Origin of the sequence: Streptomyces sp. LaBMicrA B280, assembly GCF_049222185.1 — a bacterium.
GTDB classification, from domain to species: Bacteria; Actinomycetota; Actinomycetes; order Streptomycetales; family Streptomycetaceae; genus Streptomyces; species Streptomyces murinus.
Genome location: NZ_JBMJCT010000016.1, coordinates 102,707 through 128,570, shown reverse-complemented (window position 1 = coordinate 128,570; position 25,864 = coordinate 102,707). Strand labels below are relative to the sequence as shown.

Here is a 25,864-nt window from a genome sequence, read left to right as displayed (position 1 = left end):
GTCGTCGATGAACACGTACAGTGCCGCCAGAAGGGCGTCCAGGTTTGTCTTCACACACTGACCAACGGGCGCCCTTCGCCATGGTCGCGACCAGCACACACATCGGACTCACTCATCTAGGGGAGCGAGGTCTCCATCGAGGAAGGGGATGAGGACCTGGAACGCGACCTTGACCACTGAGAAGGTGACGCACAGGCCGAGGAAGTCGTCACTTGAATCGTTCCCCGGCATGCAGATCGGGCGCGACACCACAGCCAGCGGGTTTACGTCGTGGTACGCGGCGATCCAGACCCGCATCCCGTGGTGCGGTTGGCGGAAGACCTCCAGGCCCTGCCCGGCGCCGTGAGGAACGATGCTGCTGCCTATCGCATCAAAGAGGATGGCCATCTTGGCGGCCCACAGGGCGCGCCGGCCTTGGGCGTGCTCGTCCAGCGATCTCACGTGGAAGAACATCGGGACGAGGATGTCCTTGACGTCGTTCTCCAGCGTTGACATCCATGTGTTGTTGCAGTGTTGACAGACAGGTGTTGTCGGCCAGTTGATACGCCGCCGATGGGGATCCGAGCTCCGCACGCCGTGGCGCTTCATCTCGCCCACGAGCCACTTGGGGTAGATGTCCTCGTCGGTGGGCTGGGCGTGTGGGTCCTGGCAGAAGGGGCAGCGGCCTGGTGGAGGGGCCATCCAGTTCGTGTGGGCCTGGCCTTCGAGATTCGTGTCGATATCCATCGTGGTCAGGATGTCGGCCAGTTGGGCTCTGCCCGCGCGGAGGAGTTGGACAGCCGTTCCGAGGCAAGCGCGGTGAGCCGCCCCCAACATATAGAGCGGTTCGTCGTTCGGTGGTGGAAGGGGATCCGAGAACATGCGTCCTACGTCGACGCGTGTTCCGATCAACCAGCTCCCAGAGCGCGTGCCGCCGATCTCCACCCATGAGTCGCGGGCGCGCTTGACGAGCTCGCCGCAACCAGCGAGGCAGTCCAGCCTGCGCCAGTCCCAACTCCATGAACTCCATGCAGTCGCCATGGCTAAGCGTGACAGGGGTTGAGCTGATCTGTCCCGAAGATTTCTGCAGACAGCATTGCCCGCAGTCGAATCCGAAAGGCGGCAGAGCTTCAGTGCCGGCCAGCAGCGGTGTGAGGCAGTCGACACCTGTCGGCAGCCGGGCGTGGTGCCAAGGTCGCGTAGCTGGCGGCGAGGTAAGCGGCAGGGATGGGGCATGCCCAGAATTGCTCGGACGTGACCCACCGGCTGGCGCTTGGTAGTTAGTGATCGGGTTTTTGAGCCGCTCAGTGGGTGAAGAGGTTGCCCAAGCCCAAAGTCGGCCGGACCATGGAGTCATGGACTACCGTCCCCTCCTGGCTCAGCACACTGTCCAGCTCTCCCACGACGCACCGCGGTGGGACGATGCCGCACAGATCGCCGGGCTCGACCCATACGTGTGCAAGGCCTCATACGTCTGCGGTGTCATGCGCGAGTTCATGCAGGCATCTGGGCTCAACTTCGAGCACAACTACCACCTAGGATCGCTCTTCCTCGCCCTCGATGCCACCGAACTGCTCGGCCGGATCGTCAGCGGCAAGCGCGGAACAGACGGCAGCACCGAAGTTCTTCGGACGGGTGTGAGGTACCTGGAGGGTCACGCTGATCCGCAGGCCAGGCCCTTGCCGCACTCCGCAGCGCAGTACGTGAAGCTGAGGAACTTTGCGGGGCATGGCGCAGCGCAGCTCGCGCGTACCGTGGCCTTCACCCCTGACTCGACTCAACTGCTGCTCCGGCACTTGGCCTACGTGTTGAACACGATGTGGGAGGACCCATCTCTATCGGCCAACCTGGCCGCAGCTGAGATCCATCCGCTATTCACCGTGGTCAAGGGAAGCCGACAGCCGGTGTATGTGCGCGACATCCAAGAGCACCTCATGACATCTCAGCCGGCCGACGGTCTGGAGCACGACTGCTGGCGATACGACGAGGCCGCGATTCTGGACAACTCATCTCCGTCAGCGAGTGGAACCGCTTGACCACGATGAACACGCCTCCAGCAAGTCCACCGCTCACGCCGGTCTACCCGTACAACAAACCGGGCCAGCCCATCCTCCTGCACGACGGCCCGATGGGTGGGCTCGGCACAGATGATGTCCCCGGCCGCGTCGAGCTGACCTGCTCAAACGGGTTCAACCTTGAGTGGGAGGTTGGCGGTTGCACGGCGCCGGGCTTCGCCAACCGAGACCAGGTTCCCCTGACGCTTCGTCGTCCCATGGGCGACATGACCTTGCCTGGGTTCCCCCGGAACATCGATGGCGGTTGGTCGAACGGAGCCGTCTTCGGGAACTCCGATGCTCCGTTGAGCCGAATCCTCGTTCATTGGTTCAACCTGCCCAACTGGCATGGACCGTTGGGGCTGGTGGAGGAGACGCCGCGCGGCAAGCGTGAATGGTCGGGCCGATGGTTGCTCGAAGCCAATGGATGGAAGATCACGGTCGACGTTCGTCCTGACCACCAGCAGGTCTGGCAGGAACTCCACAAGACCGAGGTGTACGTGATGACGCACGTCATGGAGGTGCGTCGCGCCGATGATTCCGTCTTTACGGCCGACGAAGCCGACCCGTTGCTGACGGCGCTGCACGTCGGAATCTCGTTTGCCCTTGGTCGCTGGGTTGCCCCGATGCTGCCCGTGGGAGAAGGCAGCGATGGTCGAGTGGTTTGGGAACAGTGGCGAGTCGCTCACTGTGACCCGGCACGCTCGACCAGTGACGGCTGGTGGTACGACCAAGATCACGACTCGCTTGGTGACTTCCTGCGTCTGGCGATCGCCGCCTTCCTCGACCCGGACAAGCTCACGCCCCTGCGCTTCCAGATGATGTACGCGATCTCGGCCTTGCGGAGCCGAGACTTCGTCGAGCCGCGAATCATCATGGGTACAGCTGGCTTGGAGCACATCATGTGGCAGAGCCTCGTCTTGAGCGGTGCTCTGACCGAGCGGGAGTACAAGCGGCGGCCAGCTCACGACCTGCTGCGCACGGTGCTGCGCGACGCCCAGATTCCTGTCGACATCAACCCCGGCCTGTTGACGGCAGCCGCGCAGTACGACGCCGATGTGAAGGCAAAGGAGAACAAGGACATCGACGGGGCCGATGTCGTCACGTGGGTCAGGAACCGGCTGGTACACCCCCAAGAATCGCAAGAGCGCGTCTACGGACTGGACGGGTTGACGCGAGATGCCTGGCTTCTCGCTCGCCACTACCTCGTGTTGCTGATCCTCAATTCGCTCGGATACACCGGAACTTACCGGGACCTCACCTGCATCCGAGGCTGGGTAGGCGACGTTGCCAAGGTGCCTTGGGGCTGAACACCGTGGCGCGACCATACGTCAGGATAAGCCGTATTTACGGACGTCGGCTGCAAGCCGCTAACGACGACTAACGACAAGACGTTTCCGGACCATTAGGCCAAGCTGACCACTTTTATTTGGAGTCGTAAGGGAGTCGAGGGCTACACGCGGCAGCTGTCGATATGGGTGACTTCGCGGTAGTCGACGATGGTGGGGCTGGCCATGGACTCCCGGTAGACGAGGACGGCACGGCCGTAGGGCCAGGCACTGTCGTTGCCGAAGTTCTGCTGGGCTTCGGAGCAGCTGCCGAACATCAGGCCGCGGACGATGTCCGTGAATTCGGTGTCTTCACGGTAGTCCTGCCCCTCCGGGTAGATACCGGGGCCGAAGGTGACGAACATGGTCTGGGCTGCGGGGTTGAAGGTCACGGTCACGGTGTCACCCATGTACTGCTGTCCTCGAAGCAATGGCTCCGCATCCGTGATCAGATGCCCTGCGGCAGTCTTCTCGGCCGAGGTGGCCGGCAGCCGGGCTGCGGCCCATTCGTCCACGTTGGGCTGGGCGTTGTCGCTGCGGGTGTAAGCGGGGGAGGGGGCGCTGGCGCGTTGGGGCGTTGGGGACGTCGCTGGCGTCGAGGGGGAGACTGTAGCGGGGCTCGTTGCCCGGGAAGTGGACTGCTGGGCCGCGGCGGTGGCAGTGGCGGCGCTCGTGTGGCTGCTCGGTGTGGGGGCCTGGCTGTGGGCGGCGTTTGATGATTGCGAGGCAGCGGCGAGAGCACCGCCGACACTGCCGAGGACGGCGGCGGTCACGGCGACCATCAGATACAGGCGTGTGCGGTTGTTGCGCGCGGGCGGGGTGGGCCAGACGGGTTCGGCTTCAGGTGTCAGGTCCCAGTGCGCGCTGACGAGCTCGGATATCAGGGTGGGCTGCTGCTCACCGGATATGAGGACGGCGGTTGCCTGGGCTGAGAGCAACTCGGTGCACTCACCCGCGAGTTCAGCGGCGCTCGGCCTGTCGGACGGGTCTTTGGACAGGGCCTTGGCCACCAGGGGCCGCAGGCTGGTCGGTATGCCGTCCAGGTCGGGCTCGGCTTGCATGACGCGGAAGGCCACCGCATCAGCGGCGCCGCCGCCGAAGGGGGGGCGGCCGGTTGCTGCGTAGGCGAGGAGGGCTCCCCAGGCAAACACGTCGCCTGGGGAGCCGACGGCGCCGGTGCGGTAGTGCTCGGGACTGATCCAGCCGGGCGTGCCGGTCATCACTCCGGTGCGGGTGACCGAAGTGCCGTCCAAGGCGTGGGCGATGCCGAAGTCCAGGACCTGTGGTCCGGAGGGGGCCAGGATGACGTTCTGCGGCTTCACGTCCCGGTGGATGACGCCCTGGGCGTGTACAGCGGCGAGTGCGGCTGCGGTGCCGGTAGCCAGCGCGTACAGACGCCCTCCGGACAAGGGGCCGTTGGCCGTCACGTGCTCGCCGAGGGTGAGGCCGGAGACGTAGGGCGTGACGAGCCAGGGCGTCGCAGCTTGGGCGTCGGCGTCGCGGACCGGAACCAGGCACGGCCCGGTGACGCGCTGGGAGAGCTGCACTTCCCGCCGGAACCGAGCACGGAACTCATCGTCTGCGGCCTGTCCCGGATGCACGACCTTGACGGCGACCCGCTCGCCAGTAGCCGTGAGAGCGGCGTACACCGTACCCATACCGCCGGAGCCCAGCCGCCCCACGATGCGGTAGGGACCCACCCGGCGCGGATCGCCGGGCTGGACCGGCTGAACACGGTTGGACACGACGGCTCCCCCAAGCGGCTCACGGCGCACATCGGCCGCAACGATGGGCAGATCGTATCGACGTAATGCGCCGCGCAGCTCAAGAACCACAGCCCGCCCCCGCCGTGCGCCCGCCCCGGTAGCGACGGAAGAGTCGCAGCGGTTCGGTCACAGGTGCGCGGCGAACGAGATGCTCGCGCCGCACTCAACACCCGTTGGGCCGCTGCAGCATCGAGTGGAATGCCTGGGCGAAAACGGTCACCGTCAGACCCTCTGCAATCTTCGGTGGGCGGGCATAGACGTCCCAGGTTTCGGTGAACCGGGCATGACGCGAGAGGGATTGGACTGTCTTCGGATCATGCTTGCCTGGGCCGCCGAGAGTGGAGGTGTAAGAAGCTCTTGAGATCATGGAAACGGGCGCGCTCAGGGAGTCCGGCCCGGGGGACGACTCGCTGCCACTTCTCGTTGAAGTCGCTGCTCTGCACGGGCCTCCCGTATCGGTTTGTCACGGAGGTCTCGGTACCGGAGCTGGTGCCGTGCTTGCCCATGTCGACCACCTGCCCGACGCGGTCGCGGAACACCCCGAGCTGCGTCGTGGGGTCGATGGCGACCGTGGCGTGGGGTCGACGGATGGCCGTCGGGTAGGGCGCGAGTCGGCTCGCACCCCACGGCCGCGTGGGGGAAGGGAGTGCGACAGAGGTGGTCATGTGACTCCTTGGGCTGAAGGGCGTGGTGCGGGAAACCGCCTGCGCCGGAGGGCGCGGACGGCGATCTGTGGGCGACGGCACAGGGGTGAGCGGCCTGGATGCTGTCGGCCGCAGTCGTCCACTCGACTCCGGACGCGGGTCGGATGGGCGCGATGCGGACCGTCCCGTGGCTGTGGAGCTCGTGTGTGACGGCGATGAGCACGCCCTCCCCACGTGAGGCGATGTCACGTACGGCCACGGGCGGTGGGGTTCCTGCGGAGCAGTCCGGAGGTCGTCACGCGATCGCTCCTCTCTGCGGGGAGTCGCCGGGGCCCTTCGGCCTCCGGGCGGTATGTGACCAGTGAACGACGATCCGTTACCTTCTCCCAGAGCGAAGCGCGCGCAATGCCCGGGCCTTTTCCAGGCGTTGGCGCGTGGCGGGCATGAGTGCGTGAAAGGGTTCTCGTGAGGGGAGGCCTATGACGTCGAGGCGTAAGCACTTTGCGGAACGGCGCGCGGCCCGGGGTTACTCTCAGGAGGAATTCGCGGAAGCGCTCTCGGTGGCCGCGTCCACCGTGGTCCGTTGGGAGAGTGGTCGCGCCACCCCGCGCCCCCACCAACGGTCGAAGATCGCAGAGCTGTTGGGAGTGACCCTTCCGGAGCTGGAAGCCCTTCTCTCCGACGAGCAGCCGGCCGAGACAGCCGGGCTCCCCGCTGCTCCACCCCTCCTCCATGGTGATGATGACGACATGAAGCGTCGCGAAGTCCTGGGCCTGCTTGCCGTTACGGGTGCGCTGGTCGCTCTTCCCGATCCCGGTGAGGCCGCCCGAGGGCGGGCTGCATCGACGCTCTTGGAGACGGGGGACGCCCTACACCGCAGCCTCTGGCAGGTCTACGCGCTATCGGACTCCAAGCAGGTCGTCTCCCCTGCGGTACGGGCACAGCTCGATGTGATGGTGAAGGGGCTGACCGAGTCCCGCACTGCTGCGGATCGGTCCCGACTGTGCCGGATGACGGCCGACCTCTACCAGCTCGTCGGTGAGCTGTTCTTCGACGCCAACCGGTACACCGACGCCGCGCAGTGCTACACACTGGCCGCCAACGCGGCCTATGCCGGTGGCGACCACGACCTGTGGGCCTGCGCCATGACTCGCCATGCGTACGTCGAGCTGTACGCGCGCCGTGCGCACGCTGCCCAACCTCTGCTCGCGGCGGCATTCCGCATCGCCCGCAGGGGCAACGACGCTCTCTCCACCCGTCACTGGGTCGCGGCCGTCCAGGCGCAGGCGTACGCGGCCGTGGGCGATCTCGACGCGTGCAACCGGGCTCTGGATGAAGCCGAGAAGGTGCAGGCCCTCGACGGCGCTCACTCTCACAACGGCGGCTGGCTCCGCTTCGACGGCTCTCGCCTGGCCGAGGAGAGAGGGGCCTGCTACCTCCAACTGGACCGCCCTGATCTCGCCGAGGAAGCGCTCACCGCAGCCCTTGCCCAGCCTCTGTCCCTGCGTCGCCGCGCCGCTGTTCTGAGCGACCTCGCCGTGCTCGGGGCGCACAGACGGGACATCGACCAGGTTGTGCACTACGCGGAGCAAGCCCTCAGACTGGCCGACCGGTCGAATTCGGGATTCATCGGCAAGAAGCTGGACGCGCTTCGCGGGCGTCTTGCCCCGCTCATGTCCGATGACCGAGTCTCGACTCTTGGTCACCGAATCGCGGCGCTTCCGCGCACCGCATGACGAGAGGTACACGCGCATGGACGACGGCCGGATCTTCCGCGAGGCGTGGATCGACGGTGTGAACAAGCACTATCCCGGCGAGCCGAAGCCCGGCTACATCACGCCGTGGGACGAGACGCCCGAGTGGGAGCGCGAAGCCGCCACCGCCGTGTACGGGCAGGTGCGCGACTTCATCGAGGTCAGCGACGGGCATGCGGCCCGGCTCACCCGCGAGCAGAAGGGCCGATTCGTCGCGATCTGCTGGACCGCCCAGATGTTCAAGCACTTCGAGGACCCCAAGCCGGGATACGTCGCCGACTGGGCCGACCTGCCGACCTGGCAGCAGGAGACGGACACGGACATCTTCGAACGTATCGAGCAGACCGTCTGACCTCAGGAGCGACGACGTCCCCGTCCGGGGCCGATCCGGACGGGGACGTCTTGTTACGTAGCCATCAAAGTAGCCACGGAAGCACCATCCCTGCACGTTTGCGCACGTCATAGTGTTGCGGCGACTGTCCCCGGCGTACGGCCCGGCTCGTCTGCCGCTCAGCCTCGTGGGCGATGTGTCTGACGTGTCCTGCGTGTTTCCTACCGCCCGGTCACCCGTCCCGCCATGTCCCGAACGGCGTCGGCCAGGGTGTCGGGAGCGGTGAGGTGGGCGACGTGTCCCTGGCCGGTGAGGGTGACGATCCGCGCGTTCGGCAGGGCCGCCGCCAGGTCGGCCAGACGTGCGCGCAGGTGAGAGGGGCTGAGTTCGCCCTCGGCCAGGGTTGTCGGCGTGTGGAGCGTCGCGAAGCGATCGACACCGACACCGAGCGCGTCGATCGCTTCGTCGTCCGCGATCTGCGCCGCCGCGTACGCGGACAACACCGCTCGCGTGTGCCGGTCGGCGAACATGGCGTCGACCACGGCGGCCGGCATGCGGACCACGTCCCGCATATGGATCCGCATCGCCTCGACCGGGTCGCCCCCGTCCAACGCGGCACGGGCATGGGCTCCCGCTGCCCCGGCGATCAACTCCTTGGTGGGCATCGGCGGTTCGTAGAGGAACAGTCCGGCGAACGCTGATGGGTCCAGCAGCGCCGCTTCCAGCGCGGCGACGGCGCCCGAGGAATGCCCCACAAGAAGCACAGGGGGCTCCAGGAGCTCCGCGACGGCGAGAATGTCGGCCGCCTCGACGGCCATCGAGTGCGGCAGGGCGATGTCCGCTCCGGGAACGTAGATCCGCCGTCGGATCCTGACGACGCGGAAGTCGTCGGTGAGATGGCGGGTGACGCCGTCCCAGGCCGTCGCGTCACCGCCGCCCGGGTGGACCACCAGCAGGTTCGGCCCGGATCCGGCGTCGAGAGCGGTGACGGTGCGGCCGTCGTCAGATGTCGCAAGAAGCTCAACCATGCCCACCACCTTGTACCGGTCGGCCGACAACGCACCGACAGACTGCCGACAGCCCGTGCGGAGCCCGCCTCGCCCGCACGCCCGCACGCCCGCACGCAGGGAGTCTTCCGAGGGGGCCGCCGTAGAATGGCCCCGTCGGCGGGCCGCTGGTACCGCCGGTGACCGGGGGAGATGCGACATGAGCGAGCGAGGGACGGGGCAGGGGCAAGGTGCCGATCTGCGTGTGTCGTCCGAGGACCTGACCAGACTGGCCAACGATCTCGACCACATGCAGAGCCACCTCGACCAACAGGTCCGCCGCATGGACGAGTTGGTCGACCGCGTCGAGGCCGGCTGGCGGGGGCCCGCGGCGACGGCGTACCGGGACTTCCATCGCGCGGCGGCCGAGGACGCCGTGCGGATCCGGGAAGTGATGAAACAGCTCGAAGAGGCTGTGCGGCTGAGCCGCGACGGCTTCAGCGCCGATGACCTACAGGTTCTCGAACACATGCGGCGGATCCACATCGACATAGACAGCGCGGTCGATAAGCTCTCCACGCCGTATGCCAAAGCCGATGACACACCAGCTCACCCGCGCAGCGCACTCGACGGATTCTGACGCTCAGAAGCGCTGAACAAGGCGCCCTGCCACGGTTACCGACACAAGGGGGATCATGTCGGCTGGTTCCGGCGACGACCACATCACCGTCTCGTTCTCCACACTTCACGAACTCGCCTCCGACCTGGAAGACATCCTCAAACAACTCAACGCCAAGCTGGAGGATCTTTTCGACCGTGCGGAACCGGTCGTCCTGTCCTGGAAGGGTGAAGCCCGCGAGATCTTCGTCCAGAAGCTCGACGAGTGGGACCGCTCTGCCCAGAATCTTCAGGCTGCCCAGAAGTGGCTGCACGAGTACGTCACCACCGGTCACGCCAACTATGCCGCGGCGCACCGCGCGGTACTGCGTGGCTGGGGGGCGGCCTGATGGCGACCCCCTTCCCGCCACGGCCGTCTCCCTCTGCCAGTCCCTCGGCCGACCCGCACCCTTCGAACTCCGAGCCGAGTTCGCCCAAGCTGCCGAGTCCCAGTCCCGGGACCTCCCCGGATCCGAACTACAAGCCTCCGCCACCACCTCCCACCGGCGTCGACGGCCGGCCGTCGGACGCCCGCCGCGAGTGGGAGCGGGAGCAGCTGAAACAGGCCCCACCGGGAAGTGACGGCAAGGGTTTCCACATCGACCCCGGTCACGTCTACTACACGTCCGCGCTCGTCCGCGACGAACAATTCACCTTCCACGAGGCCGCCACACACCTGGTCGAGGACGTGAATCACCGGCAGGCGGCTGGAAAGGGATCAGGCCCCGACGACTTCGCGCAGGCGTACGACGATGTCGCCAGGCTGTTCCTGGAGGTCTGGGCGAAAGCCGTGGCCAGCATCGGTGGGGTCGCTGTAGGGCTGACCCTCACCGCGAACAACTACATAGCAGCCGACTGGGCGTCCCGCGGTGTCTACGGGCCACCACCGCGCAGAGACCCTCCGATCGGCGTGGGCAATGTGTCCTACGGTCCGGTCGCCGCGATCAAGTGGACGGGGACCGGCGATGACTCGGATATCCCCTTCGTGGGCGCGATCGGCGATGTCCCGGACTTCTTGGCCGACTTGATCAAGCCCGCCATCGAGGAGGGCCTGAGGCTGGGCAAGACGGCTGAGATCACTCCCGGAGCCGAGACCGACGATCTGCGCAGTATCGGAAATGCCTGGGAAGCCGCGGGGAAGTCCGCGCAGAAGTCCGCCGAGTCGTTCACCAGTTGCTTGGCGTACCTGACAGACAGCGGCAACAGTGAGTGGCAGAGCGCCATGAACGCCTTCTGCCAGTCGATCTGGGGCACCACCGCCTGGGGGCGAAGTTGGAAGCCGGACGGCGGCTTCATGGGTCCCAAGGAAATCGGCGGCCGGGACTGGCGCACCAATCCCTCGATGGCACCGTCCGACCGTCGGCCCATCATCGAGGTCCTGAAGAAGACCAGCGACGACATGAAGACGGCGTTCCATGACGCGGCGACCGCCGCGGAGAAGTGCCGCGAGATCACCGAGCACCTCGGCGCCGAGGCGGCCAAGGCCACGGTCAAGGACCTGACGCCCGACGGCTTCAGCTGGGAAGAGTTCACCAAGGTGGCCGCTGTCGCCACGTTCGGCAAGATCGTCATGGTCTTCCGCTCGCACATGGACAAGTCCGGGGCCGACAAAGCGGTGGACGACTACAACAAGGCGTTCCATGAGGGGGCGGAGAAGCTTCGGGCACTCATCCCCGAGCTGAACGAGGCGGCGCTGAGCGCTCCGACCTATGTGGCGGAAGAGGCGCGGGCCGAGGCGTTCGGGGCGCGCTCGCTCAACGATTTCAAGAACGAGCACAAGTGGAGCACACCGGGTGACGCGGACCACGGGGTGTACAAGGTCGATCTGGCCTCGACGGAGTGGATGGAGAACTCGCACACCGTCACCAAGCATGTCGGCCTGACCGATGAGCAGTTGGCGCAACGTCTGCGCGACGAGCTCAAGAAACCGCCTCGCCCAGGTACGGACTGGCCTTATGGCCAGCCCCAGGTCGGGGAGGCGTCGACCTTCTCCGACCTGGATTCCGCACAGAAGATGACACAGTACAACATCGACCAGAACTCCAAGGAGATCAGCGAATGGATTGCCAAGCACAAGGACAATGACCCCGACAAGCAGAAGCGCCTGGACATCAGCGTCCCCAGTACTCCGTACGGAGACAGCGGCCGGAGCATCAGCAAGGCGGAGCTGAAGGGCGATCCTTTCCCGGCGGATAAAGCGAGGCCGGTGAAGGGTGTCGAGACGCGGCTCATCTACAACGGGGACCTTGATCCCCCCTTCACAGTGATGACCTCGATGCCGAAAAATGTGCAATAAGTAGGATGATCGCGTGACGAGTTTGAGATCTGTCGATTACTGGAGCCTTCAGGGGGCTCGTGTACTCCTCGCCCCGTACGACGGGTGGGGCAAAAGGATTCCAGACGACTCCGCTCACTGGCGGGGGCGGCTGTTTCCCCTCATCCGCGGCATGCGGACCGCCGAGCAGGACGGCGGCCGCAATCTGCGGGAGATCGCCGCCGAACTGCGCGTGGCCGCCGAGCTGTTCGAGGTTCGTCCCGAGGATGAGGCGCTGGGCCGGATTCCTCGCGCGGAGACCGAGGATCGCACGCCCCAGGTTCTCCGGGAGATCGCCGAGCATCTGGAGAGTGGTAAGTGGGGGTCCTCCGAAGATGTTCCGCTGGGTACGGGTGAGTTGCTTCTGCGCTTCCCGCGGTTCTCCCAGATCCTGCCGATCTACTGGGGGCAGGATGGCGTGGCGATCAGCGACGACATGCAGGACTCCACGGTGGAGGACGGAATCCGCCTGTTCATCGAGGAGGCGCACCCGCGGTGCCCGTGGCAGTTGCCGAGTGTCGTGTCTGAGTGCGCCCAGGCTCTCGCCCTTTTCCATACCGAGGAGCAGATGGAGGCGTTCTTCTGCGAGGGGATGGGCGGCGGGTCCGGCAGCGAGGACTTCCTCGACTTCTTCCCACTGCTCGCCCGGCACTGCGTCGATCATCTGAAGGAATCCCACGCACCGCTCTGGACGCCCCGCAGTTGACAGTCGAGGGGGCTTCGGCTGAAAGCCGTATACGGTACCCACCTCGACCCCCAGTGACAATCTCCCGAACTCATGAACGAATTTATAGCGGAATGGTGAATTATCGTGCTTGACGCTGCGTCGTGGAAGTCCGCCCTCTTCGACCTGTACGGGGGCGGCTGGACCTTCGCACGGGTGGGGCCGAGACGGTACGAGGACTGGCGGCGGGACGTGGCGGCGGTGATGGCCCTCAAGGTCGCCGACCCGCGCGGCTGGAAGTCGATCAACCTTGCGCCGGAGACCAACGAGGACCGAAGCGGCATCGGGGCCCCTTTCGTGCTGTGGTCCCCCGAGCAACTGGAAGAAAGCCTCTACGAAATCAGCAGAAGGCCGGCCTCCCAGCTCCTGGTGGCACTCAAGGGAGAATTCTTCCAAGTGGCCGGTATTCGCGATTTCGAAAGCCGCAAGGAAAGCTTGTTCAAGAGTTCCGAGGAAATCCTCTCCAGGTTCGACTCGAACTCTCTCTTCTTCACCAACGCGTCAGATGCCTACGAAAATCGAGATGCCGATCTGCTGAACCCGGACACCGAGTGGTCCTGTCTTTCCGTGTACACCACGGACTGCGGAGTCGTCGTCGTGTCCGACACAGAGGTAGCGGTTTTCTGGGCATTCTGGGAAGACTGAAAGGAAGGCCTGGATGCGCACCAGAAGTGCCACCTATCCCGACCGCGACACCGCCCAATGGGCCACCCAGCAGGTCGTCACCGCCAACGAGCAGCTCATCCACCGCTGGCTCGCGCAGTCCACGCGGGCGCGGTTGAGCATCGAGGCGGCCTGGCCCGCGCGGGAGGAGCCGGTCGGGCGGGTGTTGTTGCAGGCGATGATGCTGGCCGGCCGGGAGCCCGTCGAGGTGCGGGCCGCCCGGGTGGTCCTCAGCCGTGACCCCGCCCGCCCGCACGGCTTCACCGTGTACTCCACATTCCCGATCTATCTCTGAATCTCTCTGTAGAGCCGTAGACCCATCGACCCGTAGACCCGTAGACTCATCGACCCGTAGAGGCTGACCACCGTGCCCCTGAGCCCCCTCGAACACGACCGCCGTTACGGCGAGCTCGACCAGGTCATGCGCGCCTACCTCGGGCAACCCGCGGACGACACCCCGGAACAGCCCGGCCCGGCCCTGACCGCCTACCTCCGGCACACCTGGCACACCCGGCCATGGGCCCTCGCCACCGCCGAACGGCAGTTGCGGGAGTACGCCGACAACCCGCCCGGACGACTCCGGCTGCGGCTCGGCGAGTTCTACGCCATCCCCGATGTCGGCCTGCCCCAGGGCGAGATCCAGTCCTGGCTGCGCTGCCTCGCCGACCACATCAAGCACAGCATCGAGACGGGGGAGGTGCCGCCGCCCGCGGTCCCGGCCACCCACTGGGAGTGGCACGCCCGCTTCCCGGAGCTGGGGCAGTTCCTCGGGGGATGGTTCTCCCAGGACATGCCGGACGAGTTCGACGACCATCACGCCGCCGTCGAGGACTACCGCGACTCCACCGACCGCCACCTCGTGGCCCGCCTCGTCGGAGAGCTGCAAGAGCTGCTCGCCCTGGACCTGGACGAGCCCGACCACGCCCTCGCCCTCGCGGAACTCGGCATGGAGATCGATCCCCCCGCCCCCTACTCACCCAGCGGCTGGCTGGCGGTCCTCGCGGGCCAACTCGCCGTACCGACCGGCGAGAACTGAGCCTGGACACCGATTCGATGACGTGGGCAGACATGGATCCGGCCACGCACCCGTTCGATCCCGGGCAAGCGCTCGCCGTTGTACGCGAAGTGGTGTCGTCGTCGGATCCGGCGGCGGGTGGGCCACGCGGGCTGGTGTCGTCCCATTCGGTGGCCAGTGGCTTGGCCGAACGCTACGGATCCTGGGCTTTCGGCTGGTACGGGAACGTGGATCAGAACCCCGACTCGGGCGCCCTCGTCAGGAAACCTCTCGGTGGCACCGCCGGTGACCTGGATGCTCAAGCGCGGAGGTACACAGCGGTTTTGCTGGAGTGGCGTTCGTGGCTGGAGGAGCTGGCCGCGCTCTTCGCCGAGTCCGCGCCCGACGGTGATGCCGACGCAGGCGAGGAAGAAAGGCGACGCTCCCGCGAGCGCGGACACTGACCTGGTACCTCGAATCGACGGGCTTGGCCTCCGAGGACGCCGAGGAACTGGCGGACGACGTCGTCGACGGCGAGTTCGAGAGCTGGGTCGCGCCGGACGCCGAGGCGGTGGGAAAGGCGCGCGACATCATCGGGGAGCATGGTGCGTGACGATCTGCAGGCTTGGCTTCGCGTCCGTCGGGAGGTCGATTGGGGCGACGTCCGGGATGTGACCGGTCCGATCCGCGGGCGCCGCGACGGAATCCTGGCCGCGACCGCACTGCGGGACAAGCCGGGGGAGACCACGAGAGGTGACGGCCTGCGGGCCGCCTGGCAGCGGGCGCGCACCGACGCGACGGCCGGAGAGTCCCTCGGATTCCGCCTGCTCCAGGAGTGGCAGAGGCTCGTACTGGGCCTGCCTGAGGTCCCTTTCCGTACATTGCCGGCCTTCGCCAAGGAGGGCCGAGAACGGCCGGACGAAGTGGGCCCCATCCAGATCCGCAGGTACGCGGACGACCCTGTCGGCGCGCTCTCGCCGGCCCGGATCGTGCACACCGTGGCGGTGGCGGCCGAGCGACGGAACAGACGTTTCGAGGACGGCTGATCCTCGCGCCGGCTACACCGACGGCCTCAGCGGACGCTCCCGCACCCGCTTCAGATGCCGTTCGAACACATCCCTGGGTTCCGGGGTCAGGGTCCGCAGGGCGACCAGGGCGGTGATGACCACGTCGCACAGTTCGGCCTGGACGTCGTCCCAGGTGTGGGTGACGCCCTTGCGGGGGTTCTGGCCGGTCGCGCCGATCACCGCCTCCGCGACTTCTCCGGCCTCCTCCGACAGCTTGAGGATGCGCAACAGCAGGTCCTCCCGGCCGGGTTGGGCCGCCCGGGTGGCCTCCAGGCGGGAGAAGAGTTCGTCGATGGCGGGCCAGAGGGGCAGGGGGGTCGAGTCAGGGGTGGTCATGCGGGGCAGCCTGCCATGCGGGGGAGCCCCGCACGTCGTGGACCCCGGAGATCCACCCCTGCCGGGACCCTCACTCCTCCTCGAACAGCGCCTCCTGCTTCCCCTCCGCCTTCGCCCGGACCCGACACGTCCGCGCCCCCACCACCGCCGCCGTGCCCGCCGCCGTCGCCGCGAGGGCGACCGGGACCATCCAGCCGCGGTTGAAGACATGGCCGAGGGCGTGGTCCAGGGAGAGGCGGCCGGGGCCGCTGATCGCGAGGCCCACCGCGGCGAGGCCCAGGGTCGCCGCGTACTCGTAGCCGCCCGCCTGGGCGAAGAAGCCGTTGGGGGCGTGCACCGCCGCCGCTCCCGCCATCGCGCCCGCGGCCGCCGCGCCCGCCGCCGGAGTGGCCAGGCCCAGGGCGAGCAGGGTGCCGCCGCCGGTCTCCGCGAGGCCCGCCGCCGTGGCGCTCGCCCTGCCGGGGGCGTAGCCGACGGACTCCATGAACTGGCCGGTGCCCTCCAGACCGTGGCCGCCGAACCAGCCGAACAGCTTCTGCGCGCCGTGCGCCGCCAGTACCCCGCCCGTCCCCAGCCGGAGCAGCAGCAGGCCCAGATCGCGTCGGTCGTAACAGGTCATGGCGACTCCCAAGCCCAGGTGACAAAGCCCCTCCCGTGTTACCACCGTCACACCGGTCACACCATCGGACGCACCCCACCCCACGCTCCGGTGGCGGCGCCCATGACCCGGTGTGAGCCTGGCGCCATGACGATTCAGCCAGCCAAACTCAGCGATCCGGCCGTCCGGGCCTTCGTCAACGCCGTCAACGCCCATGATCGCGAGGGCTTCCTGGCGCTGCTCGCGCCCGACGCGACCATGTCCGACGACGGTTCCGACCGCGATCTCGCCGACTGGATCGACCGGGAGATCTTCTCGTCCCACGGTCATATGGACGTCGACAACGAGTCCCGCGGCGGTCGCGCCCTGGTCGCCCGCTACAGCAACGACACGTGGGGCGAGATGAACACCAGATGGAGCTTCACCGTCGACGAGGACGGACGGATCTCGCGCTTCGAGACCGGTCAGGCGTGAGGCTGCTCACGTCGGCCGCGTCACGTTATCCGGTCAGATTTTCATAACGTGGCAAATTCCCTGGCCGTCACCACCCTTCGGTGCCGAATCCGCTGCTCGGCGCGGTGTACCGTCCCGGGGTGCGCGAATCCACCCGGCTCAGCCGGCGTGCCGTCCTCGGGCTGACGGCCGCCGCCCTTCCCACGTCCGCCGTCCTCCCCCTGGCCGCGGCCGCCCCTGCCCTCGCCGCGCCCCCGGCCACCGCCATCGGCGGCGAACGGCTGGCCCGCGGCGGGCTCCAGGTGGACGGCGCGGCCGCGGTGCCCACCAAGCTGCTCACCGCCCGCGCCTGGCTGGTCGCCGACGCTACGACCGGTGAGGTGCTCGCCTCCTTCAACGCCCACCAGCGCCTCGCGCCCGCGTCCACGCTGAAGATGCTGTTCGCGGACACCGTGCTGAAGAAGTTCGACCGCACCGAGAAGTACACGGTCAAGGACTCCGACATCTCCGACGTCCCGGCCGGCTCCAGCCTCGTCGGGATCAAGGCGGGCATCACCTACACCGTCGAGCAGCTGTGGCAGGGCGTGTTCCTGCGCTCCGGCAACGACGCCGTGCACGTCCTCGCGCACATGAACGGCGGTATCGCGAAGACCGTCGCCGAGATGCAGGCCAGGGCGCAGGACCTGCAGGCCCTCGACACCCATGTGGTCAGCCCCGACGGCTTCGACCACCCCGGCCAGCTGTCCTCGGCGTACGACCTCACGCTCTTCGCCCGGCACGGCCTGGCGGACCCCGACTTCCGGGGCTACTGCGGCACCCGTACCGCGAACTTCCCGGCGGGCGGCAAGAAGACCTTCCAGATCCAGAACACCGACCGTCTGCTCACCGGGGCGTGGGGCCTGAAGACGTACGACGGCCTGATCGGTGTGAAGAACGGTTACACCAGCCACGCCGGCAACACCTTCACCGGCGCCGCCACCCGCGACGGCCGCACCCTGCTGGTCACGGTCATGCACCCGGCCACCGGCAGCAACGCCGTCTACGAGCAGACCGCCGCCCTCCTCGACTGGGGCTTCACCCGCGGCCGTACGGCCCGGCCGGTGGGCGCGCTGGTCAAGCCGCTCAGCGAGGGCGGCGCGGCCGCGTCCCCGGCGCCCGCGCACGCGGGCGCGCAGGGGGGCGGCCGGCGGCTTTCTGCTGCGGCGCCGCCGCCGGGCCGTCGAGGCCCGGGAGGCGGTCGGTGGCCACCGGCCCCCCGCGCCCCGTGCGGCGGAGCCGGATCCCCAGGAGCCCCCCGCCTCAACGGATCAGTCGGGCGGCGGCCGGCACCGGCGCTGACGTCGTACGGCGGTCGTCCCGCCGCCGGTGAGATGGCCGGTGCGGTGGGACGACCGCCGTATCCCCCCTCGCGATGGTCTCGGAATACGTGTGCCCAAGTGTGAAGCTCTTGTGGAGAAGAGTTGACCACGGGGGATCAACCGGCCGCAATACCCGGGGTGTTGGAATTCCAACGGAACGTATGTGCGTACGGGCGGCGGGAGTTGGGGATCAGCCGCGCCCGATGTACGGCATCGCGGTCGCCAGCACCGTCGCGAACTGCACGTTCGCCTCCAGCGGCAGCTCCGCCATGTGCCGTACGGTGCGCGCCACTTCGGCCACGTCCATCATCGGCTCGGGCGCCGTCTCGCCGTTCGCCTGGAGCACGCCGGTGCTCATCCGCCGCGTCATCTCCGTCGCCGCGTTGCCGATGTCGATCTGCCCGACCGCGATCCGGTACGGACGCCCGTCCAGGGAGAGGGACTTGGTGAGGCCGGTCAGCGCGTGCTTGGTCGCGGTGTAGGCGGCCGAGTGCGGGCGGGGCGCGTGCGCGGAGATCGAGCCGTTGTTGATGATCCGGCCGCCCCGCGGGGTCTGCTCCTTCATCGTCCGGTACGCCGCCTGCGCGCACAGGAACGCCCCGTTGAGGTTGGTGTCCACCACGTGCCGCCAGGCGTCGTAGGGGAGTTCCTCGACCGGGACCCCGCCGGGCCCGAAGGTGCCCGCGTTGTTGAACAGCAGGTCCAGCCGACCGAACCGGTCCACGGTCGCCCCGAACAGCGCCGCCACCTCCTCGGGCCGCGCCACGTCGGTGCGTACGGCGATCGAGGGCGCCCCGGGCGCGAGTGCCGCCGTCTCCTCCAGCGTCTCGACGTGCCGTCCGGCCAGCGCCACCGACCAGCCGGTGCGCAGCAGCTCCACGGCGACCGCCCGGCCGATCCCGGAACCGGCGCCGGTCACCACCGCGATCTTCGATTGCGTGTCAGTCATGGCACGGAGCGTAGGCGGCCTGATCGTCGCTCGTATGTTCCTCGGCAGTTTGTCTGAGCTGGGAACATGGGAGTCGCGTTTCAGTGGAAGTTTCAAGCAAGGCGTCCCGGCCAGGGGCGCCTCGACCCAGGAGGGGACCCATGCCCGAGCACGCGGCGGCACCGACACCGCGGACGGACCAGGACGACGACCGTGACGACCGTGACGACCGTACGGAGAACACCACCGCGTCCCCGGCCGCCCGCCGCACCGGCCTCCTCGTCACCCTCGTCCTCGGCGGCCTCACCGCGACGCCCCCGCTCGCCATGGACATGTACCTCCCGTCCCTGCCGGAGGTCACCCGGTCCCTGCACGCGCCCGCCGCCACCGTCCAGCTCACCCTCACCGCGTGCCTGCTGGGCATGGCCCTCGGGCAGCTGGTCGTCGGACCGATGAGCGACCGCTGGGGCCGGCGCCGCCCGCTGCTGATCGGCCTCGCCGTGAACCTCGTCGCGACCGCCCTGTGCGCCCTCGCCCCGAACGTCGAGACGCTGGTCGCCTTCCGGCTGGTCCAGGGCCTCGCGGGCGCGGCCGGCATCGTCATCGCGCGAGCCGTCGTACGCGACCTCTACGACGGTGTCGCCATGGCCCGCTTCTTCTCCACCCTGATGCTGATCTCCGGGGTCGCGCCGGTCGTGGCGCCGCTGATCGGCGGGCAGATCCTGCGGGTGACCGACTGGCGCGGGGTGTTCCTGGTGCTCACCGTGATCGGGGCGCTGCTCGGCGCGCTGGTCTTTCTGCGGCTGCCCGAGACGCTGCCGCCGACGGACCGGCACGGCGGGGGAGTGGGGCACGCCCTGCGCTCCATGCGCGCGCTCCTCGCCGACCTCCCCTTCACCGGCTACATGCTGGCCGGCGGCTTCGCCTTCGCCGCGCTGTTCGCCTACATATCCGCCTCCCCCTTCGTCATCCAGGAGATCTACGGCGCCTCCCCGCAGACCTTCAGCCTGCTGTTCGGGCTCAACTCGGTCGGTCTGGTGATCGCCGGGCAGATCAACGGCAAGGTGCTGGTCGGCCGGGTCAGCCTGGACAAGGTGCTGGGCGCCGGGCTCGCGGTGATCACGCTCGCCGCGACCGCGCTGCTGCTGATGTCCACCGGCGTCTTCGGCGAGGTGGGGCTCGCGCCCATCGCCGCCGCGCTGTTCGTCCTGATGTCCGCGATGGGCCTGGCCATGCCCAACGCCCAGACCCTCGCCCTGCTGCGCACCAAGCACGCCGCCGGGTCCGCGTCCGCGCTGCTCGGCACCTCCTCCTTCCTCGTCGGCGCGGTCGCCTCGCCGCTCGTCGGGATCGCCGGTGAGCACACCGCCGTCCCGATGGCCGTCGTCCAACTGGCGGCCGCACTGGTCGCGGGTGCCTGCTTCGTGGGAATGTGCCGTCCCTGGAACACGCGGGAGAACGCCCGTGCGGGGTCGGAAGGAGACGAGAGCTGAGCGCACCGAGACTGCGCGCCGACACACCGGAGCGGGCCGGGCTGGCCCCCGACGCGCTCGGACACCTGGTCGCCGGGGTGCACGCCCTCACCGCCGGGCCGCGCCCCTGGGCGTCCGGCGCGGTCGCGGTGGCCGGGCGCGGGCCCGTGATCGCCGTGGCCGAGGCGGCGGGCTGGGCCGTCCGCTACTCCTCCTACGACCCCCGCACCGACACCGGCGTCGAGCTGCCGCCCGGGGACCGGGTGCCGGTCGCCGTCGACACCCCCTTCGACCTGGCGTCCCTGACCAAGCTGTTCACCTCGGTCGCGGCCGTGCAGCAGATCGAGCGCGGCACGCTGGACATGGACACCCAAGTGGGCCACTGTCTGCCGGAGTTCCGGACCCTGTCCGAACACCGGGTCACGGTACGGCAGTTGCTCACCCACACCTCCGGGCTGCGCCCCGAACTCCCGTTGTACGACTGCCCGGACCGCGCCGCCAGGCTGACGATGCTGCGCGCCGAGGCGCCGTCGGGTCCGCCCGGCACCTACCGCTACTCGGACCTGAATATGCTGCTCCTCCAGTTCGTCCTGGAGCGCGTCACCGGCCGGACCCTCGACGTCCTCGTGCGCAACGGCATCACCCGGCCGCTCGGCATGACCGCGACGGGGTTCGGGCCCTGCCCGGGGGCGGCGGCCACCGAGGACCAGTGGCGGCCCTGGGCCAAGGCCGACCGGGGGATGCTGCGGGGCGTCGTGCACGACGAGAACGCCTGGGCGCTCGGCGGTATCGCGGGGCACGCGGGCCTCTTCTCCACCGCCCGCGACCTCGCCGTCTTCTGCCGCACCCTGCTCACCGGCGGCTCGTACGGCCCCGCCCGCATCCTCGCCCCCGACTTCACCGACCTCCTCCTCACCCCGCCCGGCCTCGGCTTCGCCCTCGACCAGCCCTGGTTCATGGGCGCCCTCTGCGGCCGCGGCGCCGCCGGGCACACCGGCTTCACGGGCACGTCCCTGGTCCTCGACCGGGCGACGGACACGTTCCTGGTCCTCCTGGCCAACACGGTCCACCCCCGCCGCCGCCCGCCGGACAGCACCCCGAGGGCGACGATCGCGACGTGGCTGGCGCGGGCGGTGGTGTGAGGGGACGGGTGACGCCGGTCCGGGAGCGGGGCGGTACAGGTTCGGGTGCCGGGTGCCGGGTGGCAGTGGTCGGGGGTCCGGGAGGCGAGAGATGCCGGTCTGGGTGCCGGGCGGTACAGGTCCGGGTGCCGGGCGGCGGCGGTCCAGACGCCCGGTGACAGCGGTCTGGCCGCCGGGCGATACCGGTCCGGGTGCTGGGCGGCGGCGGTCCAAGCGCCGGGTGGCAGCGGTCTGGGCGCCCGGTCCGGCTGCCGGGTGGCAGCGGTCCCGATGCCGGGTGATGCCGGTCTGGGACCGAGCGATACCGGTCCAGGCGCCGAGTGACAGTGGTCGGGGTGCCGGGCGGCGGCGGTCCAGACGCCCGGTGACAGCGGTCTGGCCGCCGGACGGTACCGGTCCGGAAGCCGGGCGGTACCGGTTCGGGCGCCGGGTGACAGCGGTCCGGGTGCCGGGCGGCGGCGGTCCAGACGCCCGGTGGCAGCGGTCTGGCCGCCGGGCGACACCGGTCCGAAGCCGGGCGATACCGGTCCAGGCGCCGAGTGACAGTGGTCGGGGTGCCGGGCGGCGGTGGTCCGGGGGCCCGGGGGTGGCCGGTCCGGCGGGGGCCGTCGTGCGCCATAGAATCTCCAGGTGACCGCCCCCGTACCACCGGCCGAAGTACTTCGCCGGAGCCTCGCCGAGATGCTCGACGGGCTGCCGCCCAGTCAGGCCGTCGGCGCCGTCGAGCGGCTCATCGCCGCCTATCGCGGCGACACCCCGACCCACGCGCCGATCCTCCGTGATCGCGCCGATGTCGCCGCGTACGCCGCCTACCGGATGCCGGCCACCTTCGAGGCCGTGCGCTCGGCTCTCGGGGCGTTCGCCGATGCCGTGCCCGGATGGGTCCCCGGCAGCCATGTGGACGTCGGTGGCGGCACCGGCGCCGCGACCTGGGCGGTCACCGACACCTGGGCCGGTACCCGCCCGGTGACCGTTCTCGACTGGGCCGAGCCCGCGCTCGCCCTCGGCCGGGAGCTGGCCGCCGCCAACCCCGCCCTGGCCGGCGCCCGCTGGCAGCGGGCCCGCATCGGCTCCGGGCTCGACCTGGCACCCACCGACCTGCTCACGGTGTCGTACGTCCTCAACGAGCTGGCCGAGCCCGACCGCACCGCGCTCGTCGACGCCGCCGCGGCCGCCGCGCGGTCCGTGGTGATCGTGGAGGCAGGCACGCCCGCCGGGTACGCCCGGGTCATCGAGGCCCGCGACCGGCTGATCCGCGCCGGGTTCGAGATCGCCGCGCCCTGCCCGCACAGCGCCGCCTGCCCGATCGCCCCCGGCACCGACTGGTGCCACTTCTCCGCCCGCGTCCCCCGCTCCTCCCTGCACCGCAGGGTCAAGGGCGGCTCCCTGGCCTACGAGGACGAGAAGTTCTCCTACGTCGCCGCCACCCGCCTGCCCGTCCGGCCCGCCCCCGCCCGCGTCGTCCGCCGCCCCCAGATCCGCAAGGGCCAGGTCCTGCTCGACCTGTGCGAGGCGGACGAGGAGCTGCGCCGTACGACGGTCACCAAGCGCCACGGCGACCTGTACAAGGCGGCCCGCGACACGGACTGGGGCTCCGCCTGGCCCCCGGAACCGGCGCTGTGAGCTACGTCTCGCCCGATTCCCCCCGTATCCACCCGCCGCCCCCCGAAGCGCACGAGGGTGGGACCATGAGGCATGCTGTCCGCACACCAGCGAGGCGAGGGGATTGATGAGCGGCACGTTCGGCGGCCAAAGCGGCCGACAGGGCAAACTCTCCCAGTGGCTGCGTGGACGCCGCCCGAAGGAAGCCGCCGCCGACGACGGACGTGAGGCTCTGCTGCTCGCCGCCGCCGAGGCCGGGCTTCCGCTCGCGCCGGCCGCCTACCCCGCGCCCGGTTACCGATGTTCCTGCGACCGCGTGGGCTGTCCCACCCCGGCCCGGCACCCCGTGTCGTTCGCCTGGCAGACGCAGTCCACGATCGACCGCCCCCAGATCGAGCGCTGGGCCCGGCACCAGCCGGAGGCCAACTTCATCACCGCGACCGGCATGGTCCATGACGTCCTGGACGTGCCCGCGCAGGCCGGCCGGGAGGCGCTGGACCGGCTGCTCGCGCAGGGCGTCGAGGTGGGGCCGGTCGCCGAGAGCGACGACGGCCGGATGCTGTTCTTCACCCTCACCCGGGGCACCCCCGAGGACGAGGACGAATGGTGGCCCTGCGAGCTGGACTGCCACCCCGAGACGATGGCCGAGCACCCCGGTCTGCGCTGGCACTGCCGGGGCTCCTACGTCCTCGTACCCCCGGCCCGGCTGCCCGGCGACGACGACCGGCAGGTCCGCTGGCTGCGCGGCCCGGAGCATCCGCTGCCCGAGCCCCTGACCCTGCTGGAATCCCTCACCGACGCCTGCGCCCGGCACGCCGCCAAAGACTCCGCCCCCGACCTGGGACGGCCCTGGCCGTTGCACAACTGAGGTCCCGGGGCCAAGGCCCTACTCGCCCTTCGCCCCCGTCACCCCGGTCACCTTCGCCACGATCGACACCGCCCCCTTGCCCGCCGGGTCGAGCGCGGCCTGCCCGGCCACCGACTCCAGCGTGAGGGACTGGTGGATCTCGCCCGTCGTGAGGGCCTCTACGGCCTTGCTGGGCGTCGGCACCGAGGTGTTCGCGGCGGCCGTCTCCTTCTCGTAGTGGTGCGTGGTGAAGAAGACCAGCGCGCCGCCGTCCGCCGTGCGCAGCGCCAGCGGGGCGTAGTCGCCACGGGTCAGCGGCTGGTCGATGTACTGGCGCACCAGCCCCGGCTTACGGGTCTGGCCCTGGCGGTAGGCGCGCAACTGGCTGGTGTTCGGCCCGTCGGCGAACGCCTTGCCGCCCTTTTTCAGGTAGTTGACGTACGAGCGGCTCAAGTCGTCCGGTGCCACGGCCAGTTGAGCCGAGGAAGCAGGCACCGCCTCGCCCCACCCGTCCTTGTCCTTCTTGAACCGCGGCACGGCGCCCGGCGCCGCCAGCGTCAGATACGCCACCCGCCACCGCTCACCCAGATCCGCCCGGGTGAACACCAGCAACCAGCGGTAGTTCCCGGCCTTGTTGCCCCGCGCGTCCGCGAGGAACCAGCGGGGCCAGCCCGCCTTCTTCGGGATCGTGATCCGCACGTCCGACAGCTTCAGCGGTACGTGACTCGCGTTGCCGGACGGGCTGTTGACGTGCCCCGCCTTCAGCCGGGCGGCGTCGATGTCGGCGAGCGGCCCGGTCACATAGGGCGCGTCGAGCGAACTGTCGTACGCCTGGTCGGCCTTGTTGTACGCGTCGGTGAAAGCGGCCACCGCCTTCGTGGCCTCCGCCCGGGTGGCGCCGGGCAGCACCGTACGCTCCCCGTGCACCACCACGCATCCGCTCGCCGTGCAGGACAAGGCGGTCAGTGCGGCCGCTATCAGTGCGTTCCGGTCACGCCGGCGAAGCCGTCGAGGGCTGCGTTCCCTGGTCATCGGGTTCCTTCACCTTCCCCTTCCCGGAGGCGAACCCTACCGGGGCGAGGAACACCGTGAGCACCGGGACCAAGTACAGGGCCCAGACCGTGACCTGGACGACCGTCGGGTCCGGCTGGAAGTTGAACACGCCCTTCAGGAGCGTGCCGTACCAGCTGTCCGGCTCGACGGTGTCGCTGATGTCGAAGGCCAGGTGGGTGAGGCCGGGGACCCAGTCGGCCTCCTGGAGATCGTGGAAGCCGTACGCCAGCACGCCCGCCGCGACCACGACCAGCATGCCGCCGGTCCAGGTGAAGAACTTCGCCAGGTTGATGCGCAGCGCGCCCCGGTAGAACAGCCAGCCCAGCACCACCGCCGTGGCGAGGCCGAGGGCGACGCCGATCAGCGGGCGCGGGGTGCCGTCCCCGGCCGCGTGCACCGAGGCCCACACGAACAGCGCGGTCTCCAGGCCCTCCCGGCCGACCGCGAGGAACGCCGTGGCGACCAGCGCGCCGGTGCCCATCGCGAGCGCCGCGTCCAGCTTGCCGTGCAGCTCGGACTTCAGATGCCGGGCGGTGCGCCGCATCCAGAACACCATCCAGGTCACCAGGCCCACCGCGAGGATCGACAGCGAGCCGCCGAGCGCCTCCTGCGCCTGGAACGTCATCTCCTGGGAGCCGAATTCGAGCGCGCAGCCGAAGCCGAGCGCCAGCGCGATGGCGACGGCGATGCCGGTCCAGATGGGCCGCAGGGCGTCCCGGCGGCCGGTCTTGACCAGATACGCGATCAGGATGCAGACGACGAGCGACGCCTCAAGACCTTCCCGCAGGCCGATCAGGTAGTTGGAGAACACGGG

The 25,864-nt window shown here is 69.1% G+C and carries 29 protein-coding genes and 1 pseudogene; 21 read left to right on the top strand and 9 right to left on the bottom strand.

The genetic code is table 11. The features are described 5' to 3' along the window. Positions 1-108: 108 nt before the first annotated feature. Positions 109-726 (bottom strand): hypothetical protein, encoded by a 618-nt coding sequence (locus ACLF5H_RS16720; protein WP_421676861.1) that lies wholly within the window; start codon positions 724-726, stop codon positions 109-111. 608 nt (positions 727-1,334) lie between these two features. Here ACLF5H_RS16720 and ACLF5H_RS16715 point away from each other — a divergent pair. After that, positions 1,335-2,015 (top strand): hypothetical protein, encoded by a 681-nt coding sequence (locus tag ACLF5H_RS16715; protein ID WP_093782045.1) that lies wholly within the window; start codon positions 1,335-1,337, stop codon positions 2,013-2,015. Next, on the top strand, positions 2,012-3,343 hold the full coding sequence (locus ACLF5H_RS16710) for a hypothetical protein (protein ID WP_421676860.1): 1,332 nt from the start codon (positions 2,012-2,014) through the stop codon (positions 3,341-3,343). Before ACLF5H_RS16715 ends, ACLF5H_RS16710 begins: the two co-directional genes overlap by 4 nt. A gap of 143 nt (positions 3,344-3,486) precedes the next feature. Here ACLF5H_RS16710 and ACLF5H_RS16705 read toward each other — a convergent pair whose 3' ends face one another. Further along, positions 3,487-5,196 carry a protein kinase domain-containing protein gene (locus ACLF5H_RS16705; protein ID WP_421676859.1) on the bottom strand — a complete coding sequence of 570 codons (1,710 nt, stop codon included), beginning with the start codon at positions 5,194-5,196 and terminating at the stop codon, positions 3,487-3,489. A gap of 245 nt (positions 5,197-5,441) precedes the next feature. Beyond that, positions 5,442-5,792, bottom strand: a complete 351-nt coding sequence (tgmA, locus tag ACLF5H_RS16700) for a putative ATP-grasp-modified RiPP (protein WP_421676858.1) — start codon at positions 5,790-5,792, stop codon at positions 5,442-5,444. Between the two features lie 458 nt (positions 5,793-6,250). Here tgmA and ACLF5H_RS16695 point away from each other — a divergent pair. The 3 genes and pseudogenes from ACLF5H_RS16695 to ACLF5H_RS16685 all read left to right on the top strand — a co-directional run. Next, positions 6,251-6,433 (top strand): annotated as a pseudogene (locus tag ACLF5H_RS16695) (helix-turn-helix domain-containing protein); the annotation flags it as partial. 87 nt (positions 6,434-6,520) lie between these two features. Beyond that, positions 6,521-7,507: a transcriptional regulator gene (locus tag ACLF5H_RS16690; protein WP_421676867.1), complete on the top strand. Its 987-nt coding sequence runs from the start codon at positions 6,521-6,523 to the stop codon at positions 7,505-7,507. 16 nt (positions 7,508-7,523) lie between these two features. Further along, on the top strand, positions 7,524-7,877 hold the full coding sequence (locus ACLF5H_RS16685; protein ID WP_421676857.1) for a hypothetical protein: 354 nt from the start codon (positions 7,524-7,526) through the stop codon (positions 7,875-7,877). A 200-nt stretch (positions 7,878-8,077) separates the two neighbouring features. On the opposite strand, the gene ACLF5H_RS16680 is transcribed toward ACLF5H_RS16685, so the two are convergent. Then, positions 8,078-8,884: an alpha/beta fold hydrolase gene (locus ACLF5H_RS16680; RefSeq protein ID WP_421676856.1), complete on the bottom strand. Its 807-nt coding sequence runs from the start codon at positions 8,882-8,884 to the stop codon at positions 8,078-8,080. A gap of 178 nt (positions 8,885-9,062) precedes the next feature. On the opposite strand from ACLF5H_RS16680, the gene ACLF5H_RS16675 reads away from it, so the two are divergent. The 10 genes from ACLF5H_RS16675 (at position 9,063) to ACLF5H_RS16630 (ending at position 15,240) form a co-directional block, all read left to right on the top strand. Continuing rightward, positions 9,063-9,482: a WXG100 family type VII secretion target gene (locus tag ACLF5H_RS16675; protein WP_421676855.1), complete on the top strand. Its 420-nt coding sequence runs from the start codon at positions 9,063-9,065 to the stop codon at positions 9,480-9,482. Positions 9,483-9,537: 55 nt separating this feature from the next. Continuing rightward, complete coding sequence (locus ACLF5H_RS16670) at positions 9,538-9,849, top strand: WXG100 family type VII secretion target (protein WP_421676854.1); 312 nt, start codon at positions 9,538-9,540, stop codon at positions 9,847-9,849. Beyond that, positions 9,849-11,795 carry an RNase A-like domain-containing protein gene (locus ACLF5H_RS16665; RefSeq protein ID WP_421676853.1) on the top strand — a complete coding sequence of 649 codons (1,947 nt, stop codon included), beginning with the start codon at positions 9,849-9,851 and terminating at the stop codon, positions 11,793-11,795. The genes ACLF5H_RS16670 and ACLF5H_RS16665 overlap by 1 nt, the downstream gene beginning before the upstream one ends. A gap of 151 nt (positions 11,796-11,946) precedes the next feature. Continuing rightward, positions 11,947-12,519: a hypothetical protein gene (locus ACLF5H_RS16660; RefSeq protein ID WP_421676852.1), complete on the top strand. Its 573-nt coding sequence runs from the start codon at positions 11,947-11,949 to the stop codon at positions 12,517-12,519. Positions 12,520-12,624: 105 nt separating this feature from the next. Then, on the top strand, positions 12,625-13,182 hold the full coding sequence (locus tag ACLF5H_RS16655) for a hypothetical protein (protein ID WP_421676851.1): 558 nt from the start codon (positions 12,625-12,627) through the stop codon (positions 13,180-13,182). Between the two features lie 13 nt (positions 13,183-13,195). Further along, positions 13,196-13,495 carry an RNase A-like domain-containing protein gene (locus ACLF5H_RS16650; protein WP_421676850.1) on the top strand — a complete coding sequence of 100 codons (300 nt, stop codon included), beginning with the start codon at positions 13,196-13,198 and terminating at the stop codon, positions 13,493-13,495. Between the two features lie 72 nt (positions 13,496-13,567). After that, positions 13,568-14,236: a contact-dependent growth inhibition system immunity protein gene (locus ACLF5H_RS16645; protein WP_421676849.1), complete on the top strand. Its 669-nt coding sequence runs from the start codon at positions 13,568-13,570 to the stop codon at positions 14,234-14,236. A gap of 17 nt (positions 14,237-14,253) precedes the next feature. Then, positions 14,254-14,658: a hypothetical protein gene (locus tag ACLF5H_RS16640; RefSeq protein WP_421676848.1), complete on the top strand. Its 405-nt coding sequence runs from the start codon at positions 14,254-14,256 to the stop codon at positions 14,656-14,658. A 23-nt stretch (positions 14,659-14,681) separates the two neighbouring features. After that, positions 14,682-14,807, top strand: coding sequence for a hypothetical protein (locus ACLF5H_RS16635; RefSeq protein ID WP_421676847.1), 126 nt, complete (start codon positions 14,682-14,684; stop codon positions 14,805-14,807). A gap of 58 nt (positions 14,808-14,865) precedes the next feature. Next, the gene (locus tag ACLF5H_RS16630) at positions 14,866-15,240 is read left to right on the top strand and encodes a hypothetical protein (RefSeq protein WP_421676846.1); all 375 of its coding nucleotides are present in this window, start codon (positions 14,866-14,868) and stop codon (positions 15,238-15,240) included. Positions 15,241-15,252: 12 nt separating this feature from the next. On the opposite strand, the gene ACLF5H_RS16625 is transcribed toward ACLF5H_RS16630, so the two are convergent. Further along, a complete protein-coding gene (locus ACLF5H_RS16625; protein ID WP_421676845.1) occupies positions 15,253-15,597 on the bottom strand; it encodes a MazG-like family protein in 345 nt (114 codons plus the stop codon). Between the two features lie 70 nt (positions 15,598-15,667). Next, positions 15,668-16,216 carry a DoxX family protein gene (locus ACLF5H_RS16620; protein WP_421676844.1) on the bottom strand — a complete coding sequence of 183 codons (549 nt, stop codon included), beginning with the start codon at positions 16,214-16,216 and terminating at the stop codon, positions 15,668-15,670. Positions 16,217-16,342: 126 nt separating this feature from the next. Here ACLF5H_RS16620 and ACLF5H_RS16615 point away from each other — a divergent pair, with 126 nt between their 5' ends. Both ACLF5H_RS16615 and ACLF5H_RS16610 read left to right on the top strand, forming a co-directional pair. Next, positions 16,343-16,669, top strand: a complete 327-nt coding sequence (locus ACLF5H_RS16615; RefSeq protein ID WP_361671414.1) for a nuclear transport factor 2 family protein — start codon at positions 16,343-16,345, stop codon at positions 16,667-16,669. 119 nt (positions 16,670-16,788) lie between these two features. Continuing rightward, complete coding sequence (locus ACLF5H_RS16610) at positions 16,789-18,090, top strand: D-alanyl-D-alanine carboxypeptidase family protein (RefSeq protein ID WP_421676843.1); 1,302 nt, start codon at positions 16,789-16,791, stop codon at positions 18,088-18,090. Positions 18,091-18,196: 106 nt separating this feature from the next. Here ACLF5H_RS16610 and ACLF5H_RS16605 read toward each other — a convergent pair whose 3' ends face one another. Further along, a complete protein-coding gene (locus ACLF5H_RS16605) occupies positions 18,197-18,955 on the bottom strand; it encodes an SDR family oxidoreductase (RefSeq protein WP_421676842.1) in 759 nt (252 codons plus the stop codon). 140 nt (positions 18,956-19,095) lie between these two features. On the opposite strand from ACLF5H_RS16605, the gene ACLF5H_RS16600 reads away from it, so the two are divergent. The 4 genes from ACLF5H_RS16600 (at position 19,096) to ACLF5H_RS16585 (ending at position 24,018) form a co-directional block, all read left to right on the top strand. Then, a complete protein-coding gene (locus ACLF5H_RS16600) occupies positions 19,096-20,427 on the top strand; it encodes a multidrug effflux MFS transporter (protein ID WP_421676841.1) in 1,332 nt (443 codons plus the stop codon). Next, on the top strand, positions 20,367-21,548 hold the full coding sequence (locus ACLF5H_RS16595) for a serine hydrolase domain-containing protein (RefSeq protein WP_421676840.1): 1,182 nt from the start codon (positions 20,367-20,369) through the stop codon (positions 21,546-21,548). The genes ACLF5H_RS16600 and ACLF5H_RS16595 overlap by 61 nt, the downstream gene beginning before the upstream one ends. Before the next feature lie 630 nt (positions 21,549-22,178). Further along, positions 22,179-23,171 (top strand): small ribosomal subunit Rsm22 family protein, encoded by a 993-nt coding sequence (locus ACLF5H_RS16590; protein WP_421676839.1) that lies wholly within the window; start codon positions 22,179-22,181, stop codon positions 23,169-23,171. Positions 23,172-23,277: 106 nt separating this feature from the next. After that, the gene (locus tag ACLF5H_RS16585; RefSeq protein ID WP_421676838.1) at positions 23,278-24,018 is read left to right on the top strand and encodes a bifunctional DNA primase/polymerase; all 741 of its coding nucleotides are present in this window, start codon (positions 23,278-23,280) and stop codon (positions 24,016-24,018) included. Between the two features lie 18 nt (positions 24,019-24,036). On the opposite strand, the gene ACLF5H_RS16580 is transcribed toward ACLF5H_RS16585, so the two are convergent. Both ACLF5H_RS16580 and efeU read right to left on the bottom strand, forming a co-directional pair. After that, positions 24,037-25,029: a hypothetical protein gene (locus tag ACLF5H_RS16580; RefSeq protein WP_421676837.1), complete on the bottom strand. Its 993-nt coding sequence runs from the start codon at positions 25,027-25,029 to the stop codon at positions 24,037-24,039. Next, positions 24,989-25,861: an iron uptake transporter permease EfeU gene (efeU, locus tag ACLF5H_RS16575; protein WP_421676836.1), complete on the bottom strand. Its 873-nt coding sequence runs from the start codon at positions 25,859-25,861 to the stop codon at positions 24,989-24,991. The genes ACLF5H_RS16580 and efeU overlap by 41 nt, the downstream gene beginning before the upstream one ends. Positions 25,862-25,864 lie beyond the last annotated feature (3 nt).

Bases quoted from the DNA above. Each gene is read 5' to 3' on its own strand.
- ACLF5H_RS16720 (WP_421676861.1), bottom strand. From the start codon at position 726: ATGGATATCGACACGAATCTCGAAGGCCAGGCCCACACGAACTGGATG.
- ACLF5H_RS16715 (WP_093782045.1), top strand. From the start codon at position 1,335: ATGGACTACCGTCCCCTCCTGGCTCAGCACACTGTCCAGCTCTCCCAC.
- tgmA (WP_421676858.1), bottom strand. From the start codon at position 5,792: ATGACCACCTCTGTCGCACTCCCTTCCCCCACGCGGCCGTGGGGTGCG.
- ACLF5H_RS16690 (WP_421676867.1), top strand. From the start codon at position 6,521: ATGAAGCGTCGCGAAGTCCTGGGCCTGCTTGCCGTTACGGGTGCGCTG.
- ACLF5H_RS16685 (WP_421676857.1), top strand. From the start codon at position 7,524: ATGGACGACGGCCGGATCTTCCGCGAGGCGTGGATCGACGGTGTGAAC.
- ACLF5H_RS16680 (WP_421676856.1), bottom strand. From the start codon at position 8,884: ATGGTTGAGCTTCTTGCGACATCTGACGACGGCCGCACCGTCACCGCT.
- ACLF5H_RS16675 (WP_421676855.1), top strand. From the start codon at position 9,063: ATGAGCGAGCGAGGGACGGGGCAGGGGCAAGGTGCCGATCTGCGTGTG.
- ACLF5H_RS16670 (WP_421676854.1), top strand. From the start codon at position 9,538: ATGTCGGCTGGTTCCGGCGACGACCACATCACCGTCTCGTTCTCCACA.
- ACLF5H_RS16665 (WP_421676853.1), top strand. From the start codon at position 9,849: ATGGCGACCCCCTTCCCGCCACGGCCGTCTCCCTCTGCCAGTCCCTCG.
- ACLF5H_RS16660 (WP_421676852.1), top strand. From the start codon at position 11,947: ATGCGGACCGCCGAGCAGGACGGCGGCCGCAATCTGCGGGAGATCGCC.
- ACLF5H_RS16650 (WP_421676850.1), top strand. From the start codon at position 13,196: ATGCGCACCAGAAGTGCCACCTATCCCGACCGCGACACCGCCCAATGG.
- ACLF5H_RS16640 (WP_421676848.1), top strand. From the start codon at position 14,254: ATGACGTGGGCAGACATGGATCCGGCCACGCACCCGTTCGATCCCGGG.
- ACLF5H_RS16625 (WP_421676845.1), bottom strand. From the start codon at position 15,597: ATGACCACCCCTGACTCGACCCCCCTGCCCCTCTGGCCCGCCATCGAC.
- ACLF5H_RS16620 (WP_421676844.1), bottom strand. From the start codon at position 16,216: ATGACCTGTTACGACCGACGCGATCTGGGCCTGCTGCTGCTCCGGCTG.
- ACLF5H_RS16615 (WP_361671414.1), top strand. From the start codon at position 16,343: ATGACGATTCAGCCAGCCAAACTCAGCGATCCGGCCGTCCGGGCCTTC.
- ACLF5H_RS16605 (WP_421676842.1), bottom strand. From the start codon at position 18,955: ATGACTGACACGCAATCGAAGATCGCGGTGGTGACCGGCGCCGGTTCC.
- ACLF5H_RS16600 (WP_421676841.1), top strand. From the start codon at position 19,096: ATGCCCGAGCACGCGGCGGCACCGACACCGCGGACGGACCAGGACGAC.
- ACLF5H_RS16585 (WP_421676838.1), top strand. From the start codon at position 23,278: ATGAGCGGCACGTTCGGCGGCCAAAGCGGCCGACAGGGCAAACTCTCC.
- ACLF5H_RS16580 (WP_421676837.1), bottom strand. From the start codon at position 25,029: ATGACCAGGGAACGCAGCCCTCGACGGCTTCGCCGGCGTGACCGGAAC.